Source organism: Acinetobacter sp. PFS20 (assembly GCF_052261015.1).
In the GTDB taxonomy this organism is placed as follows: Bacteria; Pseudomonadota; Gammaproteobacteria; order Pseudomonadales; family Moraxellaceae; genus Acinetobacter.
The window spans coordinates 3,049,146-3,067,036 of the sequence record NZ_JBPVZE010000001.1; the positions used below are offsets into that span (position 1 = coordinate 3,049,146).

The window sequence follows — 17,891 nt, forward strand, 5'->3', positions numbered from 1 at the left end:
ATTAAGTCAAATCATTTTCGAAGTAAGTCGCTCGACGTCCACGTAAAGTGATGTCAAAACGGTAACAACGGCTATCTGCTTCGATAAAGTTGTTTTTATCTTCTAGTGCAATCAATGCACGACGTTGATCTTCAGAAGGAATCGTTTTTAAAATCGGGCAAGTGTCAATGAGCGTATCGCCTTCAAAATAAAACTGCGAAATTAGGCGCTGAGCCCAACCATCAGCAATTAAAGAGAAGTGAATATGAGCTGGGCGCCATTCATTAATACGGTTACGCCACGGATATGGGCCTGGTTTAATGGTACGGAAGATATAAAAACCATTTTCGTCAGTTAATGTACGACCACAACCACCGAAGTTAGGGTCCATTGCACCAATAAATTTGTCGTTTGGATGGCGATAACGACCAGAAGCATTGGCTTGCCATACTTCTAAAAGTGCATTTTTTACAGGACGACCAAACTGGTCACGGACATAACCATGAACAATGACACGCTCACCAATTGGTAAACCATCTTTGGCATAGTTCAAAATCAAATCATTATCTTTTGGGCCAAACAAATTTGAAGAAAAATGCGGTGAAGTAACTTCAGTTAAAGTCTCATTAATAGAAATCAATGCATTTTTTGGCGAACGTAAAACACTTGTCTTATAACCTTCCGCATATGCAGGTGGATGGTCTTCTGTATTACGTTGGGCGTAAGCACCCCAGCTATGTTGTGACATCTTTATCTCCTTAATCCTGTTCTTTTGCTGCAACTGAGTTGACTTCTATTCCCAACTCTTTAAAGACTTCTTCGGCCATATGCATTGCAGCATTTGCAGCAGGTAAACCTGCATAGAGTGAGCTATGTAAGATCAACTCTTTTAAATCTTCTTTGGTTACACCATTGTTGAAGCAAGCACGTAAATGCATGCGCAGTTCATCTTCACGGCCAAGTGCCAATAAAATTGCGATCGTCACTAAACTACGTGTATGACGCGGTAGGCCCGGACGAGACCACACCTCGCCCCATGCGTAACGGCTAATAAAGTTTTGAAAATCTTGGTTAAAGTCATTTAAGTTTTGCAAAGACCGACCAACATGCTTTTCACCTAAAACTTCAGTCCGAACTTCAATGCCTTGTTTATAGCGTTGTTCATCATTCATTGTGATAGACCTCTATTAAGTTGCATCGGTATGCGCAACAAGTGATTTAACAAATACAGCAACAGCCGCAGCAGTTGCTGGAATTAGTAATAAACTGAGAATGGCAGTAAAGGACCAATCATTGCCGAGTAATACAGCCCCAATCCAAGCACCAAATACCGCACCGAAACGTCCAATACCTGTCATCCAAGAAACACCCGTTGCACGGCACTGCGTTGGATAGAAACGAGCACTTAAAGCTGGCATTGAAGATTGCGCACCATTAATCGCGATACCTGCGCAAAGAACGAGTACAGCAAGCAATGTTGAGTTTCCTAAGCTTTGACCCACAGCAATCGCAAATAGACCCGCAGCAAAGTAGAAAATGGCAATGACTCGGTTCGGGTTAAATTTGTCCATCGCCCAACCAATAAATAGCGCACTTACCACACCACCGAACTGGAACAATCCACCAATAAATGCAGCACGCTCCATTGAAGCACCTGTTTCACGCATGAGTGTCGGTAACCAGCTTGTAAGCAAGTAAACAACCACTAAGCCCATGAAATAGGTCAACCAAAGTAAAAGTGTTCCTTTTGCATATGGTTTAGAAAACATAATTCCAAAGACATTTTTCTTTTGAGCTGTTTCAGTTTTCTCTTCAGGTACGTGAAATGCAGTCGCATTTTGAACTTGAGTTGGCGCGATATGATTTAAGATCTTGCGTACTTTTTCAGGGTTCTTACCTTTAACAATTAAAAAGCGGTAAGACTCAGGTAAGACAAAAATCACTAAAACCATTAAGATCAAAGGTGACCAGCCGCCAAGTAAAAATAGACTGTGCCAACCGTAGGTCGGGATGAGCCAGCTACTAATAAAGCCACCTGTTGCCATACCTAAGTTGTAACCACAGAACATACATGTCACGAGCAGTGAACGGATGCGTGTTGGACAGTATTCAGAGAATAATGTGGTGGCATTTGGCATCGCTGCACCCAAACCAATACCTGTCAAAAAGCGTAAAACGACAAGACTATCTAAGTTGGTTGAATAAGCAGACGCCAAAGTAAAACCGCCAAACACAAGCATCGAAAAAGCTAAAACGATTTTTCGTCCAAAACGGTCAGCTGTTGGGCCAGAAACCAAAGCTCCAATAATCATTCCACCAAGTGCAGCACTCATCACTGGGCCTAACTGAGAGCGATCAACACCCCAGTCTTGAGCCAAAGCTGGAGCGATAAAACCCATTGCAGCAGTATCGATACCATCAGTAAAAATAATTAAGAAACAGATGATTGCGATCATCCATTGATACTTACTGAGTGGAGCATCATTAATTAATGCTTGAGCATCGATACTTTTATTTGGTGCAGCGTAATCCTGAGACGCCATATTTGCCTCCTTAAGGCCAATTCCTTTTAAACGACTAAGCTATTAGATTTGCTGAATAAACCTAGTCAATTCCTGAGTAAATCTTTGCGGTTGCTCAATATTAGAAAGATGAGATGCTTCCAATTTAGCAATTTGACTGTTCTTAATAGCATTCTGCATAAACTCAGCATCTGCCACTGTTGTCACTGGATCTGCCGTTCCTGCAATGAGCAATACCGGCACTTGGATTTGTGTAATTTCATCTCGTAAATCAGCATGTGCTAAAGCACGACACGCATTGGCATAACCTTGTGCTGGTGTGTTTGCTAGACTTTGAATGGTCGTTTGTGCAACCACATTATGTTGATAGTCAAATTTTTCACTAAACCAACGTGTATGCGTGGTTTTAACCAATTCAGCCAGTCCATTTTGTTCTACTGATTCTGCGCGACTCAACCATGCCTCAGCCTGTCCAATTTTTGCCGCTGAATTTGCGACAGTAATGCTTAGAAAGCGCTCTGGGTAATGGATAGCTAACCAAAGCCCTGTAATTCCACCCATTGAAATGCCACAAAAATGAGCTTTTTCAATATCTAAGGCATCTAAAATATCAGCAACATCTTCACCTAAATTTTGTAAAGATGATTCAGCAATCACATCACTTTCGCCATGACCACGTGTGTCGTATGTAATGACATTAAAATGACTTTTAAGCTCATCTACTTGTGGCTGCCACATTCCATGATCTGTTCCTAACGAGTTAGATAACACAAGTGCTGGAGCATCTTTTAATCCGTCGGTATATACAGCGAGCTGTTTACCTTGTCGATTGGTTATAAGCTGTTTCACTTTATGTCTCCTCCTTGTGCTTCTTGCAGAACAGCATCAATTTGAGCTTGAATGTTGCCCAAATAGTTTTCTGCTTTAAATATTTCCAAAATTTCTGTTTGACTAAAATGTTCTTTTACTTCATCTAACTGATTAACAACCTCAGATAAATGCTGCTTTTGAGCCACGGCTGTTTTACAAGCTGCTTCAACAAGATGATGTGCATTTAAACGTCCAATTTTTGGAGCAAGTGCCATCATCACAGCTTCTGCCATAATCAACCCGTTGGTACAGTCAAGGTTCTGCTGCATATGCTCAGCATTAACTTCGAAACCTTGTAAAACTTCACCAGTGCGACTTAAAGCACCCGCACAAAGCTGAAAAATTTCAGGGATTGCCAGCCATTCTGCATGCCATGCGCCTAAGCTACGCTCATGTTCCTGCACCATGCTTTGATAGATACTAGACATAAGTGCTGGCACACGATTTGCTGCTGCAAGTACTGAAGCTGCTGCAACTGGATTACGTTTATGTGGCATGGTTGATGAACCACCACGACCCTTTGCAGTTGGTTCAAACAATTCTGCAATTTCAGTTTGCATCATGAGTGACCAATCACGTGCCATCTTGCCTGTATTCCCAACAATCATGCCAAGCACACTGGCGATTTCTACAATACGGTCGCGCTCACCATGCCATGTGCTTGTCGGTACAGTCAGATTCAATTGCTGAGCAAATGCATTTACCACAAGTGAACCTTGATCTTGCAAAGAAGCCAGTGAACCCACAGCTCCACCTAACTGAGCAGTAAGTACACGTGATTTCATTGCTTGGATACGGTCTAAATCACGTTTAAAAGCAGAAGCCCAACGAGCAAGCTTATGTCCTAAAGTAATTGGCAAAGCCTGCTGCAACCATGTACGCCCAATCATGACTTGATGACGATATTGCTTAGCTTGTTCTAACGCACTCGCATAGCATTGTTTAAGTTGTGCTTCCACAATATTCAACGCATCACGGCATTGCAAAATACAAGCTGTATCTAAAATATCCTGACTGGTTGCACCCCAATGCACATAACGAGAAGCATCTTCATCAACATCTTTAACAATTGCTGTAAGTTGTTTTACAAATGGAATTGCAATATTTCCAGCTAAGCCAGTTGCTACAGCCAAAGCTGAAAAATCAAACTTATCTAATGCCTGCTCAGCTACTTGGGCAATGGTATTAGCTGCATTTTGAGGAATCACGCCAACTTTTGCCTGTGCTTGCGCTAACGCAACTTCAACCTGAATCATGTATGTGATTAAAGATGAGTCACTAAAAATGTCAGTGACGTCTTTTTGATAAAACAAGCTGGCATATAACTGGCTCATAATTAGACTCTCTCAATAATCAAAGCAATCCCTTGGCCTACACCAATACACATTGAACACAAGGCATAACGACCACCTGTTTGTTCAAGCTGGTTTAAGGCTGTAGTCACGAGGCGTGCGCCTGATGCACCAAGCGGATGACCCAAAGCAATGGCACCACCGTTTGGATTTACCTTGTTGCTGTCGTCTAGCAAGCCTAAATGACGGGTGACTGCCAAAGCCTGTGCAGCAAAGGCTTCATTCAGCTCAATTACATCCATCTGCTCTAAAGTCAGGTTGACTTGTTTAAGTAGTTTTTTAATGGCTGGCGCTGGAGCAAAACCCATAATACGTGGTTCTACACCCACTGCTGTTGAAGCAATGATCTTGGCACGTGGTTTTAGGTTGTAGGCCTGAACTGCATCATCAGAAGCAATCAGCAGAGCGGCTGCACCATCGTTAATACCTGAAGCATTCCCCGCAGTCACAGAACCATCTGCTTTGACAACAGGTTTAAGTTTGCTTAAAGCTTCAAGCGTGGTTGATGCACGTGGATGCTCATCAGTATCAATCACAACAGCATCACCCTTACGCTGAGGGATTTCAACTGCCACGATTTCTTTAGAAAAAAAGCCTTTGGCTTGCGCGCTTGCGGTGCGTTGTTGGCTCACCAAGGCAAACTGGTCCTGATCTACACGATTAACGTTGAACTGTTCAGCCACGTTTTCGGCAGTCTGGGGCATGGTATCTACACCATATAATTCTTTAAGTTTAGGGTTAATGAAACGCCAACCCATGGTGGTGTCTTCAATCTTCTGGCTACGGCCAAAAGCACTGTCGGACTTACCCATCACATAAGGTGCACGGCTCATGCTTTCTACACCACCGGCAATCACCAAATTCGCTTCACCAGCTTTAATAGCACGGGCAGCAATAGCAATGGCATCGAGTGAAGAACCACACAAACGGTTAATGGTGGTTGCCGGTACTTGATACGGTAAACCTGCAAGCAGTGCTGACATACGGCCGACATTACGATTATCTTCACCAGCCTGATTGGCACAGCCATAGATCACATCATCGACCTGTTCCCAATCTACATTCGGGTTACGCTGCATGAGGGCTTTAATTGGAACAGCGCCAAGGTCATCGGCACGGACGGGTGCAAGGCCACCGGCATAACGGCCGAATGGAGTACGGATGGCATCGATGATATAAGCGTTTTTTAATGTCATTTCCCTACTTCCTTACCTTGAGTCGCATCAATCAAAGTTGCACCCGTTAAAGCCTGTAACTCATCAAAGCTAAGACCGTCTACTTTCTCAAGTACCTTTAAACCATCTTGGGTCACATCAATCACACACAGGTCTGTGTAAATACGGTCAACGCAGTTTTTTCCAGTTACTGGATAGCTCAGCTCAGCCACAATCTTCGGTTCACCTTGTTTGGTCACATGGTCTGTGGTGATAAATACTTTTTTAGCACCAACCGCTAAATCCATCGCACCGCCTACAGCAGGAATCGCATCTGGTGCACCTGTGTGCCAGTTCGCCAAGTCACCATTGGCTGCAACCTGAAAGGCGCCAAGCACGGCAATATCAAGGTGACCTCCACGCATCATCGCAAATGAGTCGCCATGGTGGAAAAAGCTGCCGCCTTCAAGCATGGTTACAAACTCTTTACCCGCATTAATCAGTTCAGGGTCTTCTTCACCCGCCGCTGGCGGTGGACCAAAAGCCAACAAACCATTTTCAGAATGAAGGAAAATGTCTTTGTCGTTCGGTAAGTAGCTTGCAATCTTGGTTGGTAAACCAATACCCAAGTTCACATAGGCACCATCTGGAATATCTTGTGCCACACGCTTTGCAATCTGGTCACGGCTGAGTTTCTGGTAGCTCATGTTATTTCTCCTTATTGCTTACTGTGCGGGTGCGACTTGTACAACATGCTGTACAAAGATACCTGGGGTGATGATGTGTTCCGGGTCTAATCCACCTAGCTCAACCACTTCAGACACCTGAGCAATGGTGACATCAGCAGCCATCGCCATGATCGGGCCAAAGTTACGTGCAGATTTACGGTAAATCAGATTGCCCCAGCGGTCGCCCTTGTAGGCTTTAATCAAGGCAAAGTCCGCCTTGATCGGATATTCAAGCACATAATCTTTCCCATCAATCTCTCGGGTTTCTTTGCCTTCAGCTAAAAGTGTTCCAAAGCCTGTTGGGGTAAACACAGCGCCAAGTCCCATTCCTGCTGCCTGAATACGGCAAGCCAGATTGCCTTGTGGCACTACTTCAAGCTCGACCTTTCCGGCACGGTACAGTTCATCAAACACATAAGAGTCAGACTGACGTGGGAAAGAGCAAATCACTTTTTTAACCGAACCAGCTTTAAGCAGTTTCGCCAGACCGTAATCACCGTTACCGGCATTGTTGCTGACAATGGTTAAATCTTTAATACCTAGTTCAATTAGTCCGTCAATGAGTTCAGCGGGTTGTCCTGCGGTACCAAAACCACCAATCAGAATGGTCGCGCCATCTTTAATCTGCGATAGTACCTCGCTAAGAGAGGACTTACTTTTGTCAATCATTAGACAACTCCATTGTGCTCATTCAGGAAGGAATAGATAAGAGATTTAGGCACACAGAGGCAGAATGAACAGATCGATATTTCACTCAATCCCGAGTGTTTCCCTTAGATTTCCTTTTAAACATTCTTGATAATTTTTGTAATTTGATCTAGTTATCAAATCATGGTTTTGTTCGGTATAAATATTTTTTGTTCGATGATCGAACATTATCTAGTATATTTGTACGATCTTGATAAATCCTAAAACTTATCAATGTAAAAGAATATGAGTGGTTATAAATAGATATGTAGAAAACTTGCTTAGATGAGCAAATCATTTAAGCAAGTTAAAAATAATAGAATTAAGACTGAGATTGCAGAATCAAACGTGCAAGTTCTAAATCATCGGGATAGGTAATTTTTATATTATCTGAACGCCCCATTACGACCTGTACAGTTTCACCCATATACTCGAGTGCGCTTGCCTCATCGGTAATAGTGACGTTATTTTCTAAAGCATATTCAATTGCTTTTTTAAGTTTACCGATTTTCGCAATTTGAGGGGTTTGTGCTTGCCATAAGAAATCACGGCTTACCGTTTTGTTAATATGATTATTTACTTCGACCTGCTTTAACGTGTCACGAACGGGAATCGCTAAAATAGCACTATGATTTGACTCAACTGCTGTTTGAACAAGGGTATTTAAACAGTCAATTGTTACACAAGGTCGTGCAGCATCATGAACAAGTACCCAATCATTTTCATCGGCAAAAGTTAAAAGATGATTTAACGCATTTAAAACCGAATGGACTCTCTCAGCTCCACCAATGCAAAAATGCGCTTTATCTATATTTTGAAATGCTAGAGTCTGGGCAAAGGTATCTTGTGTACCAATTGCCAAAACATAACCATTTAATGGAAGTTGGCTTATACGGCCAATCGTATGTTCTAAAACAGTTCTATTCTGAATATATTGATACTGCTTCAATTCAGTTTTAGAAAAACGACTTCCTGATCCTGCAGCTGGAATCACTGCCCACAATTTAGTCTGGGATATCTGGGGATGCAGGTGTCTCATTCGTTTCCAAATCAACTTTAGCGTTCGGGTCAATATAAATAGGTTTGTAATGGGTACTGATCGTACTCATTTGAACAAATGTCTCGTGAGGTTTAACCAAACCAAGATCAAGGCGGGCATGTTCTTCTATTGCTTCTGTACCATTTTTCAGGTCAAAAACCTCTGCTGCCAAAATACGGTTTCGTTCTTTAAGCTCTTCATTTACCTCAGCTTGTTGCTGAATTTGTTGCATGAGAGCTTGATGAGGGATATAGCCACCCTCACCTAACCAAAATTGATATTGCAGGATAGCTACTAAAACAATAACAAGTAGCAATATCAGTTTGCTTGAAGTGGATCGAAATACTTCTAACATATCATTAAGATTTTTAATTAAAAACTTTGATTAAGCTTTTGTATTGTATAACAATTTAAAAAGAGCATGCAAAATTCCTGCAAAATCAGTGCAAAACTATTAATGCGCATGTTACTTTAAATTGACCATTGTGACATGTTTCATTTTGTCAAAAATGAATGGAATTTGAAAGGGAAATCATATTTATAAGTACAACTGCTTATAAATCACTCTATGTATATAAAAGCTATTCTGCGTATCAAGAAATTATATTGAATAAATAGAAAAAAGTCCTCACAAGAGGACTTTTCGATAGAGACTTAAATGAGCCAATAATTAGAAATTATAACGAACACTCACCGTTGCATTTCTTGGTGTGCCCCAATTCATTGAGTTAGCACCAATACCTTCATAATATTTTTCATCAAAAATATTATCGATATTTAATTGAAGTTTGATATTTTTATCCACTTGATAGCCAAGCATCGCACTTGCTAAAACATACGCATCTTGCTCAATACGAGAGCTTCCACTTCCCGTATAGTATTTACTCTTATAATTTAAACCAAGCCCTGCACTCCATTGATCAAGTTTGTACTTAACAAATAGATTCGAGGTTGTTCGAGAGTTTGTCGTATTAACCTTTGTGCCTTGTGCATCTTTTGCTTCAAAATTAGCAATACCAAAGTTAATACCCCAATTGTCATTAATCTCGCCATCAGCTTCAAACTCAAAACCTTTACTTTTAACCCCATCTACAGCGCGATAGGCCTGCTCTGTAGTTTGTGTACCATTACGAACAATAAATACTCCCGGTATCGATTCAGCAAAATTAGATTGTTCTATTCGGAATATTGACAATGCTGTATTTAACCGCCCTCCAAACCATTCGCTCTTTAAGCCAGCCTCATAACTCTTACCTGTAATCGGATCTATATATTGATCATTTATATCTTTACGTTCTTGAGGTTTAAAAATTTCTGTATAACTCGCATACACAGAATGATCTTGGGCAAAATCATAAATAGCGCCAACATATGGTGCTAATTCATTGTTAAATTCACGGTTACCTTTATCATTTTCAGACTTATATTCCCAGTTAGATAAACGTGCCCCAGCAATAATTTTCAAAGGATCCAGAATCTGAAATTTACCAGCAACATAAGCAGCAGTTTGTGTGGTTTCATTCAGCGCATTTTTACCGTTTAAAACAACAGGCTGAAGCAACTCTTGAGCCATATCATTATAGTTAAGTGGTCCACCTAAATACTTTTCAATGTCTTGGTTTGTGTTAGATCCACCAAAAATATCTTTTGTCTTTTCATTCTTATTCCACGATCCACCAATAATGATTTCTTGCGGACGATTAAAAAGCGTAAATGGAGCATTGATAAAAACATCAATATTGTTTTCTTCATTTGCAGCTTTTGCGCCATATACAGAAACATAATCAGTTTTATTCAGCTGATTATCATTTGGATTTTCTAATGGACTTGTATTGGTTGCCTTGTCTACTTTTCCAGCTGTATATAACAACATAGAAGCTGTATCTTCTTTACGGAAGGTATAAGCAACATTTAAATTAACGTCATTAAATAAATTCTGCTTTAAGTTTGCAAATACTGCTGTTGTATTTACATCCCAATAAGTCCAAGGTGCACTTACTGTTAAACTTCTAGAGAAATTGGTACGAGTCCCATCAGTATAAAAAGCAGGTGTACCACCCCAACGGATACCATCACGATGTAACTCTTGATAAGTTGCACCAAGCGACATGCTTGTTTTATCACTCAAATCATAATCAACCGCACCATAAAATACATTGCGTTCTTTCTCATAGAAATCCATAAATGATTTTTCATCAGAATGTTTTACAAACATGCGTCCACGCAATGATCCATCTGCATTAAGTGGCGTGGAAACATCTGCTGAGCTACTCCAAGAGTTCCATGAGCCTAATGATGTACTGACATTGCCAGTAAGTTCTTTAGCATTAGCATGCTTACGAATCATATTGAGAGCCATTGCGGGGTTTCCCGCACCTGTAGTTAAGCCACTAGCCCCCTTAACGACTTCGACACGATCATAAATATCTAGATCAAGATCACCTATACTTAAGTTGGTTGTACTCGGCATTCCATCCAGCAAATAATAATCTACCTCAAAACCACGTGCATAAGCTTTTTGGCGCTCATCGGTACGTGAAGTTGAAACACCCGTAATATTGTTCATTAAATCTTGAAAAGAATCGATTTTTCGATCATCTAAATATTCACGAGTTAAAACTTTGACCGATTGAGGTGTTTCACGAAGTGATAAATTTAATTTTGTTGAAGTATTTGTGCTTTTTGCTGTATAGCTCCCTGAACCTTCAGTAACGGCCGGATTTTCTTGTTCTGCTTGTACTTTTATCGTTGCTAAAGTGGTTGTTTCGGTTTGTTCTGCATAAACAAATGAAGGTACCGTTAAAGCCATAGAAAGTGCTAAAGGGTGAACTCTAAATGCTTTTCTAAAGAGCGGATTGTACATAAGAAAATTCCATAATAACCAATGTGCTGAACCATATTTTTAGCCTTCCACTACCTTGTTCCTTGTTACACAGTAGTAAAAGTTCGGCACAAAAATTAACACGAATGATAATTGTTATCAACTTTAAGTTAATAATTATTATTATTTGTTTAGAACGAATTATCAATAGTTCTAATTATTTATATCCCTTATTCCCTAACAATCTTGCTTAATTACAAGATCTTTTAAATTTATTACCCCTCAAATTAATGAATACAATGTTAAGAACAGTCTTTGGACTAACTCAAAAATAACAAACTAAACAGTATTTTTTTTATATTTTATTATTCTTCTCAAATCTCATAAAAGAGAATAAAGGTATAAGTTGTAGTGTATAAAATTTTAGTATTTTCTTTAGTAAGCATAGGTTTAAGCGCTTGTAATAATCCTACAGATGATAGTCCATCAAAAATAATTTATATGGAGGATATTCAAAAACAATATAAACCAATTAACTCTTATATATATGAATATAATGATATTATTTATAAACTAGGTACTAATCAAGACCAAACCACAGCTCATTTAAAATTAAAAAATTTATTAAAAAAAATGCCATCTAGTGATGACAACTTAAATATTTTAAAAACTAAACGTAAAATACTTGTACATTTAGGTTGTCTAAATGAGGCTTATATCGTCACAGAAAAAATACTCGCTAAAACAGAAAGTTCAAAGCTACAAGAGATGCAATGTATTTTCTTGAGTAAAATGAAAAAAGATGCACATGAAATAAAAGCATGTTATGAAAAAACCGCTAATAATTACTTAAATGAGATAAATTTAATCCCCAAAGCTGCTTTGAGATATCAATATGCTTTATGGGGTCACTACGCAGCAATGTTCCATGCTGGGCATATAGAATATAAAGATAAACTCCAAGAAATTATCGATTATCACAACATAGAAGATCACAAAAAAACATATCAGCAAATGTATGAAAACGTTATGAACTCTTCTATTTTTCAGACACGTTTAGACGCGATCCCTTATACCTCTGATTGTCATTAATCTATCTTCTTATTCTTATGATCTACCATATTTATAGCTTGCACCGTTATTCCGCTTAATTTATTTAACAATAAGTAAGCACGCTTTGGAATATAGTTTCTAATGCGTCTCCCACTCTCTTGCAACTATTATCTCGCACAACTTTACAGCCTCCTTCATAAATCTTTTTTTAAACGTGAGATTCATACAAAATCACATATATTTCTAATTTTTAACTAATAACTACTTAAAATGTATATTTTTTTATTTTTTACTTTGGTAAAAATTTTACAAGGATTTCTTCTAACTATTTTAATAAGGAGAAAAAAATGGATTTTTTTAATATTTTCATCGGCGATACGACTTGGAAGTTTGTTTTAGAAATTTTAGTTCGCTGTTTCGTCATGTTTATCATTATTATTAGTTTCTTAAGACTATCAGGTAAACGTGGTATTCGGCAGCTTTCACTTTTTGAACTTGCCATTATTTTATGTTTAGGTTCAGCCGCTGGTGACCCGATGTTCACTAAGGACTTACCTATTGCCCATGCTTTAGTGGCTTTTACGGCTATTCTTTTTCTTTACCGACTTGTAACCTGGGCCATGGTGAAGAATAAAAAAATTGAAGACCTGTTGGAAGGAAGAGCTCTCTGTGTAGTCAAAGATGGACTTTTAGTTTACAAAGATTTCCAGAAACAATCATATTCACATGATGAGTTTTTCTCAGAGATGCGCCAACAAAATGTTGAACATCTTGGGCAAGTGAGAACAGCTTTATTGGAGTCTGACGGTATCCTGAGTTTACTTTACTATGAAGATGAAGAGGTAAAATGGGGACTCCCCCTATTCCCAGATGCTTATTGCAAAGCTGACGTACTTAAAATCAATACTTTTTATTCATGCATGAAATGTGGTGAAACTAAAATTCTAAATACACTCGATCAAGAATGTTCTCGTTGCAAACACCATAGTTGGGCTAAGTCATTAAAAACCCGTCGCCTAGGTTAATAAAAAAGGTGCTATTTTCTATTAAAAATAGCACCTTAAAATGTTAAAAAACTAATTTTAACTTTTTATTTAAAGATTAGTTTAAACCTTTAAACTCAGCTTTACCGCGGTAAGCAGCTTTAGTCAATTCTTCAATACGAAGTAATTGGTTGTACTTAGAAACACGGTCAGAACGGCAAAGTGAACCAGTCTTAATCTGGCCAGCTGCTGTACCTACTGCCAAGTCAGCAATAGTTGAATCTTCGGTTTCGCCAGAACGGTGAGAAATTACAGTCGTGTAACCATTTTCTTTAGCAAGGTAAATTGCATCAAGAGTTTCAGTCAACGTACCAATTTGGTTGTATTTGATTAAGATAGAGTTACCTACTTTCTCATTAATACCACGTTGTAAAATCTTAGGGTTTGTAACGAACAAGTCATCACCTACCAATTGGATTTTATCGCCAAGGATAGATGTCAAGTAAGACCAACCTTCCCAATCAGATTCATCTAAACCATCTTCAATTGAGATAATTGGATATTGGTTTACAAGACCTGCTAAATAGTCAGAGAACTGGTTGCTTGTGAATGCTTTATTGCCTTCACCCGCAAGAACATATTGACCATTTTTGTAGAATTCTGAAGATGCACAGTCAAGCGCCAACATAATATCAGAACCAGCTTTGTAACCAGTTTGACCGATAGCTTCAAGAATAACAGTGATTGCTTCTTCGTTTGAACGCAAGTTTGGTGCAAAACCACCTTCATCACCTACAGCAGTGTTTAAACCTTTTTTGTTTAAAACTGATTTTAGTGAATGGAAGATTTCAGCACCAGCACGTAATGCTTCAGCAAATGAAGTGAAGCCAACTGGCTCAATCATAAACTCTTGAATATCAACGTTGTTGTCTGCATGTGAACCACCATTGATGATGTTCATCATTGGTACAGGCATAGTTAAAATCGTTTGACCACGTAAGTCAGCGATGTATTGGAAAAGAGGAATTTTCTTTTCATCAGCAGCAGCGCGTGCAACAGCTAGTGACACAGCCAAAGTTGCATTTGCACCCAATTTTTCTTTGTTTTCAGTACCATCAAGTTCGATCATCGTATTATCGATGTCTTTTTGTTCAAATACTGATTTGCCCACTAAAGCGTCACGGATAATCGTGTTTACGTTGTTAACCGCAGTTTTAACGCCTTTACCTAAGTAACGTGATTTATCACCGTCACGTAGTTCTAAAGCTTCACGAGAACCAGTTGAAGCACCAGATGGTGCACATGCACGACCAACAACCCCAGATTCTAAAATTACGTCTGCTTCGATGGTTGGGTTACCACGAGAGTCCAAAATTTCACGTGCACGGATGTCAACGATTTGGCTCATGAACAATTCCTCTGTTGAATGAATATGAGCTGCGATTAAAGCAGCGTAAATGAGTAAAAACTCAATGGGTGTCTAACTTTTTGAATCCTTTAACCAAAGTATCCAATTCTTTTATTTGTGCCAAGAATGGTTCAAGCTGCGACATGCGTAATGCACAAGGTCCATCGCATTTTGCATGTTCTGGGTCTGGATGACCTTCCAAGAACAATCCAGCCAAGCCTGTTGCCATTCCAGCGCGTGCTAAAGTTGTAATTTGAGCACGACGACCACCTGCCGAGTCAGCACGACCACCAGGAGTTTGCAACGCATGTGTTACATCGAAGAAAACAGGAACATTCATTTCTTTCATGATGTCAAAGCCAAGCATGTCTACAACAAGGTTGTTATAGCCAAATGCTGAACCGCGCTCACAAAGAATTAGTTTATCGTTTCCTGCTTCTAAACATTTATTCAGGATATGACGCATTTCATGAGGTGCTAAAAACTGAGCTTTCTTAATGTTAATAATAGCCTGTGTTTTTGCCATCGCTTCAACAAGATCAGTTTGGCGACTTAAGAAAGCCGGTAACTGAATAATATCCGCTACTTCTGCAACTGCTTCAGCTTGGTGTGGCTCATGAACATCGGTAATGATAGGAACATTAAAATGTTTTTTAATATCGCCTAACCATTCAATACCTTTTTCAAGTCCAGGACCACGGAACGAATGCAGACTAGAACGATTTGCTTTATCGAAACTCGCTTTAAATACATAAGGAATGTCTAAGCGTTTGCAAATATCAACATAAGTTTCCGCAATTTCGAAAGCTAAGTCTTTTGATTCAAGTACGTTCATTCCGCCAAATAATACAAATGGCAAATGATTTGCCATTTGTATATCGCCTAAACGTACAACTTCTTGTGGTTTTAATTGTGACATTTAAACTTTCCCAGTTTATTTAAAATCGCATTATTTACTTTTTTGATGCTGTGTTTTCGCAGCGTCAATAAAACTAGCAAATAACGGATGTCCATCACGTGGTGAACTTGTAAATTCCGGGTGGAATTGTACAGCAATAAACCAAGGATGTTCAGGAATTTCTACAGTTTCAACCAAATGTTGTGCCGAAGAGTAACCAGAAATCTTCATACCAGCTTGTTCAATCGCCTCAATGAAACGATTATTCATTTCATAACGGTGACGATGACGCTCAGTAATTTCTGCTTTACCATAGACTTCACGTGTTTTAGTGCCTTCAACCAATTCAGATTTTTGTGCACCCAAACGCATAGTGCCGCCTAAATCAGACTCAACGCTACGTTGTTGTAACTCGCCACGCTCATCTAACCATTCAGTAATTAAACCAATCAATGGATACTTGGTAGAACGGTTAAACTCTGTAGAAGATGCTTCTGGCATTGCTGCAACATGACGTGCATATTCGATTACAGCCAATTGCATGCCTAAACAAATACCTAAGAATGGAACTTTGTTTTCACGTGCATATTGAATAGCTTTCATTTTGCCTTCAGTACCACGCTCACCAAAGCCACCTGGGACTAAGATTGCGTCAGCAGTTTGCAAAATAGAAACGTCTTGGCTTTCAAGCTCTTCAGCATTGACATAGTCAATCTGTACTTTTACACGGTTTTTGATGCCTGCATGTAACAATGCTTCATTAACAGATTTATAAGCATCTGGTAATTCAACATATTTACCAACCATAGCTACACGCAAAGTGTATTCAGGATTGAGTAATGCTTCAACTACATTGTCCCAATCTTCTAGGTTTGCTTCTGGAAGATCATTAAATCCAAAGCGCTCACAGATCAAGTCATCAACATTTTGTTCATAGAACGTACGTGGAATTTGATAAATCGTTTTCGCATCTTTACATACCACAACGGCACGTGCTTCCACGTTAGTGAACAATGCAATTTTGCGTTTAGTATCAACATCTACATCATATTCAGTACGGCAGATTAAGATATCTGGCTGAATACCAATTGAAAGTAATTCTTTTACAGAATGCTGAGTTGGCTTCGTCTTAAGCTCTGCTGCCGATTTAATATATGGCAACAAAGTTAAATGCATAAGCATGGTACGTTTATGACCAAGCTCAACCATTAACTGACGAACTGACTCCATAAATGGAAGTGATTCGATATCACCAACCGTACCACCAATCTCAACGATTGCAACGTCGTAACCTTCACCAGCGCGAAGTACGCGTTCTTTAATGTTATCTGTAATATGTGGAATAACTTGAACCGTACCGCCTAAGTAGTCACCACGACGTTCTTTATTTAAAACATCTTGATAAACACGGCCACTAGTAAAGTTATTCAATTTGGTCATTTTCGCACGACGTAAGAAACGTTCGTAATAACCCAAGTCTAGATCAGTTTCGGCACCATCCTCTGTGACAAAAACTTCACCATGTTGGAAAGGACTCATTGTCCCCGGATCGACATTAATGTAAGGATCCATTTTAACCATTGTGACTTTTAAGCCACGGGCTTCCAAAAGTGCAGCAACTGAAGCAGCAGAAATACCTTTACCTAGCGATGAAACCACACCACCAGTAACAAAAATAAAATGGGTCATTAAGTTTCTCGTACAATCAAGCCGAAATCGGCCTACAATGTTGGGCAATTTTACTGTACTCTGCCCCTATAAAGCAAAGTCAAACCGCACCAATTCAAAGATCATTAAACAACTGGCTATTCTATCAGCATTTTTAATAAAAAATTAGGTCAATCTCACATGATTTTTTCATTCTCTTTTGCTGTTATAATGCGAGCTCCTCAATTAAATGTTGTTTAGGACAATGGTAAATAAAAAACTTTTAATCTGTGCTGCTATTGCGGCTGGACTATTGTTAACCGCATGCGTCAAAAAAGAAACACCAGAAGAAGAGCAAGAAAAGGTTGAAACTGCTGTTTCAGAACCTAAACCTGCTGAACCTGCAAAATTTGAGTCTTTAGAAAGTGTTAAAACTGAAGAAACTCAAACTCAGGAACCAACGCAAGTCGAAGTTCATCACGAAGAAACAGCGAATACTACAACTGAAATTCGCCGTGAAACTCGTCCTGCCAATTCTGAGCAAAATTCACAAACCACTATTTCTGAACAACCTAAAGCAGAGCCGAAGCCTAAGCCAGAACCTAAACCTGAGCCAAAAGCAGAGCCAAAGCCTGAGAAAGCTCAGTCAAAACCTGCTAAGCCAGCAGAACCATCTCAAACTGAAGATGATGCTGTTGCCGCTGCAATTGCTGCTGCTACGCCAGCGCTTAAAAACTAAGTTCTCGTATG

General features: G+C 39.4%; 17 protein-coding genes. 3 read left to right on the forward strand and 14 right to left on the reverse strand.

Going from position 1 to position 17,891, the window contains the following annotated elements; all coding sequences use genetic code 11:
• Position 1: 1 nt before the first annotated feature.
• From pcaH to ACS125_RS14365, 11 genes are all read right to left on the reverse strand, one after another.
• Positions 2-727, reverse strand: a complete 726-nt coding sequence (gene pcaH, locus ACS125_RS14315; protein WP_016137964.1) for a protocatechuate 3,4-dioxygenase subunit beta — start codon at positions 725-727, stop codon at positions 2-4.
• Between the two features lie 10 nt (positions 728-737).
• Positions 738-1,151 carry a 4-carboxymuconolactone decarboxylase gene (gene pcaC / locus ACS125_RS14320; protein ID WP_005306044.1) on the reverse strand — a complete coding sequence of 138 codons (414 nt, stop codon included), beginning with the start codon at positions 1,149-1,151 and terminating at the stop codon, positions 738-740.
• A gap of 15 nt (positions 1,152-1,166) precedes the next feature.
• Positions 1,167-2,522 (reverse strand): MFS transporter, encoded by a 1,356-nt coding sequence (locus ACS125_RS14325; RefSeq protein ID WP_443272887.1) that lies wholly within the window; start codon positions 2,520-2,522, stop codon positions 1,167-1,169.
• A gap of 42 nt (positions 2,523-2,564) precedes the next feature.
• On the reverse strand, positions 2,565-3,350 hold the full coding sequence (pcaD, locus tag ACS125_RS14330; RefSeq protein ID WP_216984962.1) for a 3-oxoadipate enol-lactonase: 786 nt from the start codon (positions 3,348-3,350) through the stop codon (positions 2,565-2,567).
• Entirely contained in the window at positions 3,347-4,705 is a 1,359-nt protein-coding gene (gene pcaB, locus ACS125_RS14335) for a 3-carboxy-cis,cis-muconate cycloisomerase (protein WP_443272889.1), read from the reverse strand. Before pcaB ends, pcaD begins: the two co-directional genes overlap by 4 nt.
• A 2-nt stretch (positions 4,706-4,707) precedes the next feature.
• Positions 4,708-5,919: a 3-oxoadipyl-CoA thiolase gene (gene pcaF / locus ACS125_RS14340; protein ID WP_443272891.1), complete on the reverse strand. Its 1,212-nt coding sequence runs from the start codon at positions 5,917-5,919 to the stop codon at positions 4,708-4,710.
• Positions 5,916-6,584 carry a 3-oxoacid CoA-transferase subunit B gene (locus tag ACS125_RS14345; protein WP_443272893.1) on the reverse strand — a complete coding sequence of 223 codons (669 nt, stop codon included), beginning with the start codon at positions 6,582-6,584 and terminating at the stop codon, positions 5,916-5,918. The genes pcaF and ACS125_RS14345 overlap by 4 nt, the downstream gene beginning before the upstream one ends.
• A gap of 18 nt (positions 6,585-6,602) precedes the next feature.
• Positions 6,603-7,274 (reverse strand): 3-oxoacid CoA-transferase subunit A, encoded by a 672-nt coding sequence (locus tag ACS125_RS14350; protein WP_443272895.1) that lies wholly within the window; start codon positions 7,272-7,274, stop codon positions 6,603-6,605.
• Positions 7,275-7,614: 340 nt separating this feature from the next.
• The gene (gene ispD / locus ACS125_RS14355; protein ID WP_238611511.1) at positions 7,615-8,331 is read right to left on the reverse strand and encodes a 2-C-methyl-D-erythritol 4-phosphate cytidylyltransferase; all 717 of its coding nucleotides are present in this window, start codon (positions 8,329-8,331) and stop codon (positions 7,615-7,617) included.
• Positions 8,297-8,686: a cell division protein FtsB gene (gene ftsB, locus ACS125_RS14360; protein WP_004643028.1), complete on the reverse strand. Its 390-nt coding sequence runs from the start codon at positions 8,684-8,686 to the stop codon at positions 8,297-8,299. The genes ispD and ftsB overlap by 35 nt, the downstream gene beginning before the upstream one ends.
• Before the next feature lie 315 nt (positions 8,687-9,001).
• Complete coding sequence (locus ACS125_RS14365; protein WP_443272898.1) at positions 9,002-11,194, reverse strand: TonB-dependent siderophore receptor; 2,193 nt, start codon at positions 11,192-11,194, stop codon at positions 9,002-9,004.
• A 369-nt stretch (positions 11,195-11,563) separates the two neighbouring features.
• Between ACS125_RS14365 and ACS125_RS14370 the strand changes: the two genes are divergently transcribed.
• Complete coding sequence (locus ACS125_RS14370) at positions 11,564-12,244, forward strand: hypothetical protein (protein WP_443272900.1); 681 nt, start codon at positions 11,564-11,566, stop codon at positions 12,242-12,244.
• Between the two features lie 308 nt (positions 12,245-12,552).
• Complete coding sequence (locus ACS125_RS14375) at positions 12,553-13,230, forward strand: DUF421 domain-containing protein (protein ID WP_004792006.1); 678 nt, start codon at positions 12,553-12,555, stop codon at positions 13,228-13,230.
• Positions 13,231-13,306: 76 nt separating this feature from the next.
• Here the strand turns inward: ACS125_RS14375 and eno are convergent, their stop codons facing one another.
• The 3 genes from eno to ACS125_RS14390 form a co-directional block, all read right to left on the reverse strand.
• Positions 13,307-14,596 (reverse strand): phosphopyruvate hydratase, encoded by a 1,290-nt coding sequence (eno, locus tag ACS125_RS14380; protein ID WP_004792004.1) that lies wholly within the window; start codon positions 14,594-14,596, stop codon positions 13,307-13,309.
• Between the two features lie 61 nt (positions 14,597-14,657).
• On the reverse strand, positions 14,658-15,515 hold the full coding sequence (kdsA, locus tag ACS125_RS14385; RefSeq protein WP_003652054.1) for a 3-deoxy-8-phosphooctulonate synthase: 858 nt from the start codon (positions 15,513-15,515) through the stop codon (positions 14,658-14,660).
• A 30-nt stretch (positions 15,516-15,545) separates the two neighbouring features.
• Entirely contained in the window at positions 15,546-17,183 is a 1,638-nt protein-coding gene (locus ACS125_RS14390) for a CTP synthase (RefSeq protein ID WP_004792002.1), read from the reverse strand.
• Positions 17,184-17,406: 223 nt separating this feature from the next.
• Between ACS125_RS14390 and ACS125_RS14395 the strand changes: the two genes are divergently transcribed.
• Positions 17,407-17,880, forward strand: coding sequence for an internalin (locus ACS125_RS14395; RefSeq protein WP_443272904.1), 474 nt, complete (start codon positions 17,407-17,409; stop codon positions 17,878-17,880).
• Positions 17,881-17,891 lie beyond the last annotated feature (11 nt).

Coding starts and splice junctions, on each gene's coding strand:
- kdsA (WP_003652054.1), bottom strand. CDS start 15,515: ATGTCACAATTAAAACCACAAGAAGTTGTACGTTTAGGCGATATACAA.
- ACS125_RS14350 (WP_443272895.1), bottom strand. CDS start 7,274: ATGATTGACAAAAGTAAGTCCTCTCTTAGCGAGGTACTATCGCAGATT.
- pcaH (WP_016137964.1), bottom strand. CDS start 727: ATGTCACAACATAGCTGGGGTGCTTACGCCCAACGTAATACAGAAGAC.
- ftsB (WP_004643028.1), bottom strand. CDS start 8,686: ATGTTAGAAGTATTTCGATCCACTTCAAGCAAACTGATATTGCTACTT.
- pcaF (WP_443272891.1), bottom strand. CDS start 5,919: ATGACATTAAAAAACGCTTATATCATCGATGCCATCCGTACTCCATTC.
- pcaC (WP_005306044.1), bottom strand. CDS start 1,151: ATGAATGATGAACAACGCTATAAACAAGGCATTGAAGTTCGGACTGAA.
- ACS125_RS14365 (WP_443272898.1), bottom strand. CDS start 11,194: ATGTACAATCCGCTCTTTAGAAAAGCATTTAGAGTTCACCCTTTAGCA.
- ACS125_RS14325 (WP_443272887.1), bottom strand. CDS start 2,522: ATGGCGTCTCAGGATTACGCTGCACCAAATAAAAGTATCGATGCTCAA.
- eno (WP_004792004.1), bottom strand. CDS start 14,596: ATGAGCCAAATCGTTGACATCCGTGCACGTGAAATTTTGGACTCTCGT.
- ACS125_RS14375 (WP_004792006.1), top strand. CDS start 12,553: ATGGATTTTTTTAATATTTTCATCGGCGATACGACTTGGAAGTTTGTT.
- ACS125_RS14390 (WP_004792002.1), bottom strand. CDS start 17,183: ATGACCCATTTTATTTTTGTTACTGGTGGTGTGGTTTCATCGCTAGGT.
- ispD (WP_238611511.1), bottom strand. CDS start 8,331: ATGAGACACCTGCATCCCCAGATATCCCAGACTAAATTGTGGGCAGTG.
- ACS125_RS14345 (WP_443272893.1), bottom strand. CDS start 6,584: ATGAGCTACCAGAAACTCAGCCGTGACCAGATTGCAAAGCGTGTGGCA.
- pcaB (WP_443272889.1), bottom strand. CDS start 4,705: ATGAGCCAGTTATATGCCAGCTTGTTTTATCAAAAAGACGTCACTGAC.
- ACS125_RS14395 (WP_443272904.1), top strand. CDS start 17,407: ATGGTAAATAAAAAACTTTTAATCTGTGCTGCTATTGCGGCTGGACTA.